The sequence below is a fragment of the Rhodobacter viridis genome (assembly GCF_003217355.1).
Classification (GTDB): Bacteria; Pseudomonadota; Alphaproteobacteria; order Rhodobacterales; family Rhodobacteraceae; genus Rhodobacter; species Rhodobacter viridis.
In genome coordinates, this window is sequence record NZ_QJTK01000002.1 from 118,493 (window position 1) to 129,929 (window position 11,437).

11 protein-coding genes are annotated in these 11,437 nt (G+C 65.6%); 8 read left to right on the forward strand and 3 right to left on the reverse strand.

Annotation, left to right across the window (positions count from 1 at the left end; translation table 11 throughout):
• The first annotated feature begins 37 nt into the window (after positions 1–37).
• Complete coding sequence (locus C8J30_RS03825; protein ID WP_110804701.1) at positions 38–367, forward strand: Hpt domain-containing protein; 330 nt, start codon at positions 38–40, stop codon at positions 365–367.
• A gap of 3 nt (positions 368–370) precedes the next feature.
• Here C8J30_RS03825 and ilvA read toward each other — a convergent pair whose 3' ends face one another.
• On the reverse strand, positions 371–1,618 hold the full coding sequence (ilvA, locus tag C8J30_RS03830) for a threonine ammonia-lyase IlvA (protein WP_110804411.1): 1,248 nt from the start codon (positions 1,616–1,618) through the stop codon (positions 371–373).
• 222 nt (positions 1,619–1,840) lie between these two features.
• Here ilvA and C8J30_RS03835 point away from each other — a divergent pair, with 222 nt between their 5' ends.
• From C8J30_RS03835 to C8J30_RS03865, 7 genes are all read left to right on the forward strand, one after another.
• Positions 1,841–4,438, forward strand: coding sequence for a calcium-binding protein (locus tag C8J30_RS03835; RefSeq protein WP_181420765.1), 2,598 nt, complete (start codon positions 1,841–1,843; stop codon positions 4,436–4,438).
• Positions 4,439–4,507: 69 nt separating this feature from the next.
• Positions 4,508–5,071, forward strand: a complete 564-nt coding sequence (gene rfbC / locus C8J30_RS03840) for a dTDP-4-dehydrorhamnose 3,5-epimerase (RefSeq protein ID WP_110804413.1) — start codon at positions 4,508–4,510, stop codon at positions 5,069–5,071.
• A gap of 87 nt (positions 5,072–5,158) precedes the next feature.
• Positions 5,159–6,208 (forward strand): dTDP-glucose 4,6-dehydratase, encoded by a 1,050-nt coding sequence (gene rfbB / locus C8J30_RS03845; protein ID WP_110804702.1) that lies wholly within the window; start codon positions 5,159–5,161, stop codon positions 6,206–6,208.
• Positions 6,205–6,888 (forward strand): hypothetical protein, encoded by a 684-nt coding sequence (locus C8J30_RS03850; protein WP_110804414.1) that lies wholly within the window; start codon positions 6,205–6,207, stop codon positions 6,886–6,888. Before rfbB ends, C8J30_RS03850 begins: the two co-directional genes overlap by 4 nt.
• Positions 6,885–7,730, forward strand: a complete 846-nt coding sequence (gene rfbD / locus C8J30_RS03855) for a dTDP-4-dehydrorhamnose reductase (protein WP_110804415.1) — start codon at positions 6,885–6,887, stop codon at positions 7,728–7,730. The genes C8J30_RS03850 and rfbD overlap by 4 nt, the downstream gene beginning before the upstream one ends.
• A gap of 1 nt (position 7,731) precedes the next feature.
• Entirely contained in the window at positions 7,732–8,607 is an 876-nt protein-coding gene (gene rfbA / locus C8J30_RS03860) for a glucose-1-phosphate thymidylyltransferase RfbA (protein WP_110804416.1), read from the forward strand.
• Positions 8,604–9,536 carry a glycosyltransferase gene (locus C8J30_RS03865; protein WP_245909701.1) on the forward strand — a complete coding sequence of 311 codons (933 nt, stop codon included), beginning with the start codon at positions 8,604–8,606 and terminating at the stop codon, positions 9,534–9,536. The genes rfbA and C8J30_RS03865 overlap by 4 nt, the downstream gene beginning before the upstream one ends.
• Here the strand turns inward: C8J30_RS03865 and C8J30_RS03870 are convergent.
• Both C8J30_RS03870 and C8J30_RS03875 read right to left on the reverse strand, forming a co-directional pair.
• Entirely contained in the window at positions 9,533–10,648 is a 1,116-nt protein-coding gene (locus C8J30_RS03870; RefSeq protein WP_110804417.1) for a DUF2793 domain-containing protein, read from the reverse strand. The two genes, C8J30_RS03865 and C8J30_RS03870, sit on opposite strands and share 4 nt — an antisense overlap.
• A gap of 99 nt (positions 10,649–10,747) precedes the next feature.
• A complete protein-coding gene (locus C8J30_RS03875) occupies positions 10,748–11,434 on the reverse strand; it encodes an ABC transporter ATP-binding protein (RefSeq protein ID WP_110804418.1) in 687 nt (228 codons plus the stop codon).
• Between the last annotated feature and the right edge of the window lie 3 nt (positions 11,435–11,437).

The window sequence follows — 11,437 nt, forward strand, 5'->3', positions numbered from 1 at the left end:
GGACCGTGGTGAAGAACAGGGCTCCGTGGAGGGCAAGATGATCGATTGGGAACGGGTCGCCGAGTTGCGATCCGAAATCGGCGCCGAAGGGTTTGCCGAAGTGTTGGAGCTTTTTCTCGACGAGGTCGAGAATGTGGTGATGAACCTTGGCCACCGCCCCGACAAGCTGGGCGACGAGCTGCATTTCCTCAAGGGTTCGGCCTGGAATCTGGGGTTCCGCGACTTCGGGGCCATCTGTCAGGACGGCGAACGCCGCTGCGCCGCGGGCAATGCCGCGACGGTCGACATTCCCGCCGTGCTCGACTGCTATGGCCGCTCGAAGGACATCTTCATGGGCCGGGTCGACGAATTCCTGTCCGCCGCCTGAGGCTCAGATCAGGAATTCGGCGATCGCCGAATCGTCGGTGATGTCGCGGTAATCGAAGCCCGCGGCATCCAATTTCTGCGTCAGCGCATCAAAAGCGCCTGCCTGCTTCGTCTCGATGCCGATCAGCACCGAGCCGAAGTTGCGGGCGGATTTCTTCAGATATTCGAACCGCGCGATGTCATCTTCGGGGCCGAGCATCGACAGGAATTCGCGCAGCGCGCCGGGCCGTTGCGGCATCCGCAGGATGAAATACTTCTTCAGCCCCGAATAGCGCTGTGCCCGTTCCTTGACCTCGGGCAGGCGCTCGAAGTCGAAATTGCCGCCTGAGGTCAGGCAGACGACGGTCTTGCCGCGGATCTCTTCGGCCAGTTCGGGCAGCACGTTCAGCGCCAGCGCCCCGGCCGGTTCCAGCACGATACCCTCGTGGTTCAGCATCTCGAGCATGGTCAGGCAGATCCGATCCTCGGGCGCGAGCAGGATCTCGGCGGGGGTCACCCAGTCGAGCGCGGCAAGCGGCAGCGCCCCGATCCGGGCCACGGCCGCGCCGTCAACGAAGCTGTTGACATGTTTCAGCGTCACCGGCTCGCCCGCGGCCACTGCCGCGGTCAGACTGGCGCCGCCCAAAGGCTCGACGAAGCGATACTGCGTCTGCGGCGCCGTCGCGCGCAGATACCCCGTGACGCCCGCCGACAGACCACCGCCACCGACCGGCAGGATCACCAGATCGGGGGCCTTGCCGAGCTGATCGAGGATCTCGACGCCGACCGAGGCCTGACCTTCGATCACATTCTCATCGTCGAAGGGCGACAGGAAATGCGCCCCCACCTCGGCACAGAATTTCTGCGAAGCCGCCAGCGTCTGATCGAAATAATCGCCCGTCAGCACGATCTCGACCGCATCGCCACCAAAGGTGCGGGTCTTGTCGATCTTCTGCTGCGGCGTCGTCACCGGCATGAAGATCGTCCCCCGCACACCGAAATGGCGGCAGGCAAAGGCGACGCCCTGCGCATGGTTGCCCGCGCTGGCACAGACGAACTGCCGTGCCTCGGGGTTGACCTCCAGCAGCTTGCGCATCGCGGTGAAGGCGCCGCGCAGCTTGTAGCTGCGCACCGGCGTCAGATCCTCGCGCTTGAGCCAGATATCGGCCTCGTAGCGTTTGGACAGGAATTCGTTGCGCTGCAGCGGCGTCGGCTCGAAGAGCGTGCGCAGGGCGCGGGTGGCGGCAAGGGCGGCAAGGGCAAACTGGGTCATGTGCCGATTAGACCCGTCGCTCGCGCTTTGGCAAGCACCGAACGCGCGGGGCGGCGACGCACCCCAGACCGGGAGCCGGGCCGAATTCGGGAAAACTCTAAATAATTCCGAAACAATCACGCCGCGACGACGCGGATTGTTTCCGTTATGTTCCCAATATGCTCACAGAGAGGGTACACGATGCGGATCGAGTTTTCGAGACGTTTCGAGTCTGGTTTTTCTTTGCTCGACACGAATATCGAACGGCTCGAGATCACCGTGACGGCCTCGGGAACGTTCCTCTACAGCGAGACCGGCAGCAATGGCGGCATCGTCGCCTGGCGGGTCGATGGCGGCGCCGTGCCCAATGTCGTCGACAGTTTCTACTTCCCGGGCAGCCTCGCCTCGATGGCGGTGCTCGATCTGTCCTGGGCGACCTTCAACGGCTACACGCGGATCATCTTCGGCGTCACCCAGGGCGGGGACCTGCTGACCAGCAATTCCGCCGGGCCCGGCGATCTGGACCGGCAGACGACGGTGCGGCTCGACGATGCGCATTCGCCCTGGCTGCAGAACGGGCTGCTGACGGCGGAAATCGCCAGCGGGGCCGACATGATCTATGTGGCCGATGCAATCAGCGGCGCGCTGAACGGCTATGCGATCGACCGCGACGGCATTCCGCGCTGGGTCTCTGCCACGGCCAGCCCCTCGGGCGCGGCTTCGGCAACACAGGTGCTGCTCGATCGGGTGAGCGTCGCAGGGACGGAGTTCCTGTTGCGCGCCGATGGCAGTTTCGACGGCGTCGCCTGCTATGCAATCGGCGCGACCGGGACCCTGGTGCAGGTCGGTTCGCTTGGGGCCGCGAACGGGCTTGGCGTCAACGATCCCACGGCGATGGCCACGGTCAGCGCGTTTGGCAAGACTTTCGTGCTGCTGGGCGCGGGCGGCAGCAGCACGATTTCGGTGATGGAGCTGACGGCAACCGGCAGCCTGCGCCCGACCGATCACCTGCTCGACACGCGCGACAGTCGGTTCGGCACCCTCACCGTGCTGAAGGCGGTCGCGGTCGAGGGGCGGGTCTTCGTGGTGGCGGGCGGTGGCGATGACGGGCTGACCTTGTTCACGCTTCTGCCCGACGGTCGGCTGGTGCAGCTGCAGGTGCTGGAACAGGAACCCGGCCTCGGGCTCGAGAATATCACCGCGCTGGCGATGACGGTGGTGGGCAGCGAAATTCGCCTGTTCGTTTCCTCCGGGGCCGAGACGGGGCTGAGCCTTCTGCGCATCGATCTGGGCGATCTGGGCGCGACCGTGAACGGGACTGTCACCGGCAGTACGCGCCGCGACGGCTCGGCGGGCGATGATCTGCTGATCTCGAACAGCTCTGGTCAGGATACGCTGATGGGCCTCGCGGGAGAAGATGTGCTGGTCTCGGGTCCGGGCAGCACGCAGATGTTCGGCGGCGACGGCAACGACCTCTTCGTGATCCGCAGCTCGGGCAACCGGCAATATGTGATGGATTACACCCCCGGCGACCGTATCGACCTCAGCGGCCTGCCGATGCTGCATTCGACCGCGCAGCTGACCGCGACGCCCACCAGCCGCGGCATCCTGCTGACCTATTTCGGTATCGAGATCGAGATCGTTTCCAGCACCGGGCAACCGCTGTCGCTGGGCGATATCTGGTCGGGGCTCGGCTTCGGCCTACCCGACCGGGTGATCGTGCTCGGCGAACTCGATGGCGAACGGCTGCAGGCCGGTCAGAGCGGTGGCGTCCTGGAGGGCACGATCGGCCGCGACACCTTGCTGGGCGGTCGAGGCAACGACACGATCCACGGCCTCGGATCGAGCGACCAGATCCGCGGCGGCGAGGGCCGCGACGTGATCGAGGGCGATGGCGGCAATGACACGATCTTCGGCGATGCCGGCAACGACTTTCTGGACGGCGGGGATGGCGCGAACAAGCTGGACGGCGGCAACGGCAATGACACGCTGATCGGGGGCATGGATGGTGATCTGCTCAATGGCTGGTTCAATGCCGATTCCCTCGTTGGGAACGCGGGCGACGATACGATTTACGGCTCCAGCGGCGCCGATACCGTGCTGGCAGGTGCGGGCAACGACCGGATCAGCGGCGGGCGCGATGCCGACAGCATCGCGGCCGGAGAGGGCGATGATCGGGTGAACGGGTCGCTTGGCAATGACACGATCCTGGGCGAGGCGGGCAACGACACGATCAAGGGCGGCGCCGGCGACGATCGGATCGCGGACAGCGACGGCGCCAACCTGATCAACGCGGGCGCGGGCGCGGATACGGTTCTGGCTGGACCGGGAAACGATACGATCATCGGCGGGGCAGAGAGCGGACTGGACCCGGATCTGGCCGACAGCCTGTCGGGCGGCGGCGGCAATGATCGGATCTGGGGCGGCGCGGGCGCGGATACGCTGCGGGGCGACAGTTCCAACGACACGTTGCGCGGCGGCAGCGCGGGCGATCTGATCGATGGCGGCAGCGGCAATGACTGGCTTTATGGCGACGCCGGGGATGACACGCTGATCGGCGGACCCGGCAGCGACCTTTTCCTGCATGATGGTCGAACCGTCTCCGGCACGGACTGGATCACCGACGGCATGGCCGAGGACAGGTTTGTTTTCCTGCGCCCCTCCGCCAGCATTGCCGACATCGGACTGCGCTGGGTCGATCTGGGCGGCGACGGCGATGTGCGCGACGTGCAGATCATCTACCGCCCCACCGGCATGGCGATCTGGACGGTGATCGATGCCGAAAGCCTACAGCGCCTGGCCCTGCAGATCGGCACCGAAACGCATTATCTGCTGGTGTAATGTGCCGGGTGACTTTGCATCGGGCAGTTGTTAAGCAAACGCGGAAACCCAGCCGCAACGAGGACCGCGATGCTCGTCGAAGACACGCCGCTTGCCGGTGTCAAACTCATCACCCCGCGCCGCTTCGGCGATCACCGGGGCTTCTTTTCCGAAAGCTATTCGGCCAAGGCGCTGGCTGAACATGGCGTCGACACCGTCTTCGTGCAGGACAACCATTCGGTCTCGATGACGGTGGGCACGATCCGCGGCCTGCATTTCCAGAACCCGCCGCATGCCCAGGACAAGCTGGTGCGCTGTGGCAAGGGCTGCCTGTTCGATGTGGCGGTCGACATCCGCAAGGGCTCGCCCACCTACGGGCACTGGTTCGGCGCCGAGCTTTCCTTTGAAAACGGCCGCCAGCTGCTGATCCCGAAGGGCTTCGCGCATGGCTTCGTCACCCGCCTGCCCGAGACCGAGATCATCTACAAATGCTCGGACTACTATCACCCGGAAACCGAGGGCGCACTGATCTGGAACGATCCCGACATCGGCATCGACTGGACGATGGGCGATCTCGAGCCTGTGCTCTCGGCCAAGGATGCGGTCGCGGGCCGGATCGCCGATTTCGACAGCGCCTTCAGCTGGCAGGGCTGAGGTCAAGCGCCGCAACTGCAATGCTCGGTTGTCCTTTGCAGTTGCGGCAAGTAAGCCTGTTTCAAACCGGAAGAAATGGAATTTGCCATGAAGATTCTCGTGACGGGAGGGGCGGGGTTCATCGGCTCCGCCGTGGTGCGTCTGGCGATCGCGCGCGGGCATGCCGTCGTCAATGTCGATGCGCTGACCTATGCCGCCTGTCTCGACAACGTGGCTTCGGTGGCTTCCTCCCCGCTTTATGCGTTTGAACAGGCCGACATCCGCGACGGCGCGGCGATCGCTGCGATCCTTGATCGGCATCAACCCGATGCGGTGATGCATCTGGCCGCCGAAAGCCATGTCGACCGCTCGATCGACGGGCCGGGCGTCTTCATCGAGACGAACGTGATGGGCACCTATCAGATGCTGCAGGCCGCGCGGCAGTATTGGGAGGGCCGCGGCCGTCCCGAGAGCTTCCGCTTCCACCACATCTCGACCGACGAGGTCTTCGGATCGCTGCCGCATGACCCCTCCGTGAAATTCACCGAGGATACGCCCTACGATCCGCGCAGCCCCTATTCGGCCTCGAAGGCGGGCTCGGATCATCTGGTCCGCGCCTGGCACGAGACCTATGGCCTGCCGGTCGTGCTGACGAATTGCTCGAACAACTATGGCCCGTTCCATTTCCCGGAAAAGCTCATTCCGGTGATCATCCTGAACGCGCTCGCGGGAAAAACCCTGCCGATCTATGGCGACGGTTCGAACATCCGCGACTGGCTTTATGTCGAAGATCACGCCGATGCGCTTTTGACCGTGGTCGAAAAGGGCCAGGTCGGGCGCAGCTACAACATCGGTGGCGAGAACGAGCGCACGAACCTCGAACTGGTGCGCACGCTCTGCGCCATTCTCGACCGCAAGCAACCGAAAGCCTCGGGCAGCTATGCCGATCAGATCACCTTCGTCACCGACCGGCCCGGCCATGATGCGCGCTATGCGATCGATCCGACGCGGATCCGCGCCGAACTGGGCTGGCGGCCCTCGGTGACGGTCGAAGAGGGGCTTGAGCGCACCGTCGACTGGTATCTGGCGCATGAAAGCTGGTGGCGGCCGCTGCAAGAGCGCGACGGCGTCGGCAAACGGCTGGGGGTCAAGGCGTGACGGAAACGCGCAAGGGCACGCTCTGGCTGCATGTCGGCACCCACAAGACCGGGACGACCTCGATCCAGAGGGCCTTGCAGCTTTCGGCCGACCGGCTGCGACAGGCGAATGTGGCGACGCATCCCGAAAAGAACGCCTGGGCGCTCGCCAACACCTTCCTGCGCCCCGAAGTGCGCTCGACCCCGCGGCTGAGCGGCGGGCATCCCCTGCCCGATCTCGCACAGCTCGAGGGGGTTCACGCCGAAATCGCGGCCGCCCGCGGCACCGCACCGGACATGGTCATCAGCAGCGAGGAATTCTGTCTGCTGCGCACGCCGCTTGAAGCATTTGCGCTGAAGACCGCGCTGGGCGCGGGGTTTGACAGGATCGTGCCGTTGATCGCGCTGCGGAAGCTGGAGGATTGGCGCGCCTCGCGCGCAAATCAGTTGCGCAAGACCGGCAACTGGGAGGCGCAAAAGGCGCTGCCGGACGAACAAAGCACCGATGGCGCCTGGTATTATGACATCGCCGCCCTCCTGAGGTTCTGGCAGGGGATCGGCACGCCGGTGGTGCTCGACTACGACCGGATCTGCGCCGAGGAGGGCGATGTCCTGCCCGCTTTTGCGCGCATCATCGGCCAGCCCGGTCTGTTCGACGGCCTCGACATCCGTCTCAACACGCGCAAGAGGGATTTGGAATGAGGGTTCTCGTTTTCGGCAAGACCGGACAGGTGGCGCAGGAACTGCAGCGCCTGCTGCCCGCGGCGATCTTTCTGGGCCGCGAGGCAGCAGATCTGAGCGACCCGGCCGCCTGCGCGCAGGCGATCCGCGACAGCGACGCCGAGGTGGTGATCAATGCCGCGGCCTGGACGGCCGTCGACAAGGCCGAGACCGAGGAAGCCGCGGCCACCGTCGTCAATGGCGAGGCCCCGGCAGCCATGGCCCGGGCCTGTGCGGAAAAGGGCCTCCCCTTCCTGCACATCTCGACCGATTACGTCTTTTCCGGCGAAGGCACGACACCTTGGGTCGAGACCGATCCGGTGGCGCCGTCGAATGCCTATGGCCGCAGCAAGCTCGCGGGCGAGATCGGCACCCGTGCGGCGGGCGGCAACACCGCGATCCTGCGTACCAGCTGGGTGTTCTCGGCGCATGGGGCGAATTTCGTGAAGACCATGCTGCGGCTGAGCGAGACCCGCGATGCGCTGAACGTGGTCGAGGATCAGATCGGCGGTCCGACCCCCGCGGCCGACATCGCGGCGGCATTGGTCGTGATGGCGCAAAAGATGGTCGCCGGGCAGCCGGGCGGCACCTATCACTTCGGCGGCAGCCCTTCGGTCAGCTGGGCCGATTTCGCCCGCGAGATCTTTGCGCTGTCCGGGCGCAAGGTGGCGGTGACGGGCATTCCGACCGCGGCCTATCCGACGCCTGCGGTGCGGCCGCTGAACAGCCGGATGGACTGCGCGGCGCTCGCGCGCGACTTCGGCGTCGCCGCCCCCGACTGGAAGGCCGGTCTGGCCAAAGTCCTGAAAGATCTGGAGGTTTGAAATGACGGCACGCAAGGGCATCATTCTGGCCGGCGGCTCCGGCACGCGGCTTTACCCGATCACCATCGGCGTCTCGAAGCAGCTTCTGCCGATCTACGACAAGCCGATGGTCTATTATCCGCTCTCGGTGCTGATGCTCGCGGGCATCCGCGAGATCGCGATCATCACCACGCCGATCGATCAGGAGCAGTTCAAGCGCACCTTGGGCGATGGCTCGCAATGGGGCCTGAGCCTGACCTATATCGCGCAGCCCTCGCCCGATGGTCTGGCGCAGGCCTATATCCTGGCCGAGGACTTCCTTGATGGTGCGCCCTCGGCGATGGTGCTGGGCGACAACATCTTCTTTGGCCACGGCCTCTCGGCACTGCTGGCCGAGGCCGATGCCCAGACCGCGGGTGGCACCGTCTTCGGCTATCGCGTCGCCGATCCGGAACGCTATGGCGTCGTCGATTTCGACGCCGAGGGCAAGGTCCGCGCGATCATCGAGAAACCGCCGGTGCCGCCGTCGAATTTCGCCGTGACCGGGCTTTACTTCCTTGACGGTGCCGCGCCCGAACGCGCCCGCAAGGTCACCCCCTCGGCACGCGGCGAGCTGGAAATCGTCACGCTGCTGGAAATGTATCTGGCCGAGGGCAGCCTGCGCGTCTGTCAGATGGGCCGCGGCTATGCCTGGCTCGACACCGGCACACATGGCAGCCTGCTTGACGCCGGGAATTTCGTGCGCACGCTCGAAGAACGCCAAGGGTTGCAGACCGGCAGCCCGGACGAGATCGCCTTTGAACGCGGCTGGATCGACGCCGATGGCCTGCGCGCCCGGGCGAAGCTCTTCGGCAAGAACGACTACGGCAATTATCTGCTCAAACTGCTCGACGCGTGAGGCGGCCCGTGACCTCGGTCTCGATCCTGATGGCGACGTGGAATGGCGCGGCGCGGCTGGTGCCGCAGCTCGACAGCTTTGCCGCGCAAGACCTGCCGCCGGCGCAGCTGATCGTCAGTGACGATGGCTCGACCGATGCGACGCGGCAGGTGCTGACCGATTGGGCGGCCCGCCATCCCGCGATTGCGCTGCGGCTGATGGACGGGCCGAAGGCGGGGGCGGCGCAGAATTTCCTGTCGCTGCTGCGCCAGCCGGTCGAGACCGATCTTTGGGCGATCTCGGATCAGGATGATGTCTGGCTGCAGGAAAAGCTGCGCGTCGCGGCCGCGGCGCTGGCGCAGGGGCGGGCGGATCAGCCCGCGCTTTACTGCGGCCGCTCCTTCGAGGTGAACGAGGATCTGACCGGGCATCGGCTGTCGCGCGGCGCGCCCTGGCCGGCCTCCTTTGCCCATGCGCTGGTGCAGAACATCGCGGGCGGCAATACGATGGTGCTGAACCGCGCCGCGGCCGAGGCGATCCGCAAAGCCGCGCTGCGCACGACGGATACGGTGATCCATGACTGGTGGGTCTATCAGGTGATCACCGGCATCGGGGGCCGGGTGATCTTCGACGATACGCCGCATCTGCTCTACCGCCAGCACGGGGGCAATGTGATCGGCGCGAACCGCGGCGCATTGGCGACACTCATGCGGGCGCACATGCTGGTGACCGGGCGGTTTTCCGACTGGTGCCGGCGCAATATCGCGGCGCTGCGGGCGATCGAGGACATGCTGACGCCGGAAAACCGCGCCCTGCTGAGTGCCTTCGAAACCGCCCGCGCCCTGCCGCCGCTGCAAAGCCTCGCGGCGATCCGCAAGGCGGGCTTTTATCGGCAAGGCCTGCGCGGGCAGCTGTCGCTGTATGCCGGGGCGCTGCTGAAGCGGCTCTAGACCCAGCGGCCGACGGCGATCAGATCGATCTTGAAGACATCGGCATTGGTCGCATTGCCCAGCCGCACGACATGGATGCCCGCCGCCGCCGTGGCATCGAGATCGCCGACGCAGGCGGAACAGCTGCGCCGATCCTGCGTCAACCCGGTCGGCGCCACCCCGCGCGCGCTCAGCACCGGTGCGGCCGAGAAGGCCTTGGGATAGGTCCAGGTAAAATCGGCGGTCTTGTAGGGCGCGGTGAACGACCCCGAGCCGACCGCGATGATCGAACCAAGCGTGCGCTGCGCGAAACAGATCTGCGTGCCGTCGGCGAAACGGATGTAGTCGCCATTCGTGCCCGTGCCGCGCTCGAGCACCGCCCCCGTCGGCACGCCCGTGTTTTGCGCCACGGTGCCAAGCAGATTGCCCGGCCCGTAGCCGTAATCCGCCCGCATCAACCGCCCTGCGGTCACATCGGTGCGCGACTGCTGCACCGCCGCCCCCGAGGCAATCCCCGTTGCGCCCGCGAAACTCAGCGCCGTGGTCCAGGCCGCGCCATCGGCGCTGACCTTGATCGCAAAACCGTCGCTGCCGGTCGTGCCCATCTCGGCCCGGCCCGACCACGAGGTCTGAAACAGCAGGCTTGCGGTGTCGCTCGACAGCGCCTTGTTGATCTTCAGCTGATGCCCGGCCCCCTCGTGGCTGAGCAGCGTCGCCGCCGCATGGACCGAGAGCCGGTTGGTGGCGTCATGCGTGGTGTTGATCCCCACGCCCGGCAGATTGTCGGTCTGGACCGGGGCCACCCCCCAGGCGGTTCCGTCGAAGACAAGCACCGCCCCGTCGGACAGATCGCGCGCCACCCAGCCCGGTTGCGGTGTCGCGAAAAGCCAGCCGCTGCCGGTCCAGAGCGCCACCGCCGCATCCTGCCCGCTCCAGCCTGCCGCACCGCCCGGGGCAACGATGTAGCGATCCCCGGTCTGCGGCGAAGCGGGCGGCGTGCTCAGCAGTCGGCCGAGGACGGCCAGCTGCACGATCGCATCCAGAAGGCTCAGCGCCTCGTTGTGGGTGACATGCTTTTGCGCTTGCGAGGGCAGGATGAGGGGCAGCCCCAGAAGCGGGGTTTGATCGGCCATGGGAAATCTCCGCAAAGGTGGATTTGCGCAAGCTTTCCTGCCGGAAGGTAAATATGCCCGAAGACCGGCGTGCGCAGACACCGTGTCGCGCGCAACGGCTCAGTCGTCCATCAGGTTGACCTTGAGGCCCTTGCGCTGCATCGCCTTCTGGTAATGCTCGATCGCATCGCCGACATCGGGGTAGTAAAAAAGCTGCCCGTCTTCGAGATAGGCCCCCGAGGAACACAGCCGCTTCAGCTCTCCGCGCTGGTGCGACACGATGATTGCGCCGGATTTCTTCAGCCGCTCACTCATGAAGGACTGGCACTTCGCGCGGAACGAGGCATCGCCGACCGACATCACCTCGTCGATCAGATAGGTGTCGAACTCGACCGCCATCGAAAGCGCAAAGGCAAGGCGCGAGCGCATCCCCGAGGAATAGGTCCGCGTCGGCAAATGGAAATGCTGCCCGAGATCCGCGAAGTCGCGGCAAAACCGGATCGCCTCATCGGTATCGACCCCATAGACCCGGGCGACGAAGCGCACATTCTGCGCCCCGCTCAGATCGCCATGGAAGCTGCCCGCAAAGCCGATCGGCCAGGAGACCGAACCGTCCGAGATCACCGCGCCGCTGTCCGGTTCGACCGTGCCTGCGATCATCTGCAGCATGGTGGATTTTCCGGCGCCGTTGCCACCGAGCAATGCCGTGGCCTCGCCCGTCTGAAAGACGAAGTTGATGTTGCGGGCCACCGACTTCGACACCCCGCCAAGCCGGAAGGTCTTGTTCAGGTTCCGCAGCTCGATCATCGC

Coding starts and splice junctions, on each gene's coding strand:
- rfbB (WP_110804702.1), top strand. CDS start 5,159: ATGAAGATTCTCGTGACGGGAGGGGCGGGGTTCATCGGCTCCGCCGTG.
- rfbD (WP_110804415.1), top strand. CDS start 6,885: ATGAGGGTTCTCGTTTTCGGCAAGACCGGACAGGTGGCGCAGGAACTG.
- ilvA (WP_110804411.1), bottom strand. CDS start 1,618: ATGACCCAGTTTGCCCTTGCCGCCCTTGCCGCCACCCGCGCCCTGCGC.
- C8J30_RS03870 (WP_110804417.1), bottom strand. CDS start 10,648: ATGGCCGATCAAACCCCGCTTCTGGGGCTGCCCCTCATCCTGCCCTCG.
- rfbC (WP_110804413.1), top strand. CDS start 4,508: ATGCTCGTCGAAGACACGCCGCTTGCCGGTGTCAAACTCATCACCCCG.
- C8J30_RS03875 (WP_110804418.1), bottom strand. CDS start 11,434: ATGATCGAGCTGCGGAACCTGAACAAGACCTTCCGGCTTGGCGGGGTG.
- rfbA (WP_110804416.1), top strand. CDS start 7,732: ATGACGGCACGCAAGGGCATCATTCTGGCCGGCGGCTCCGGCACGCGG.
- C8J30_RS03825 (WP_110804701.1), top strand. CDS start 38: ATGATCGATTGGGAACGGGTCGCCGAGTTGCGATCCGAAATCGGCGCC.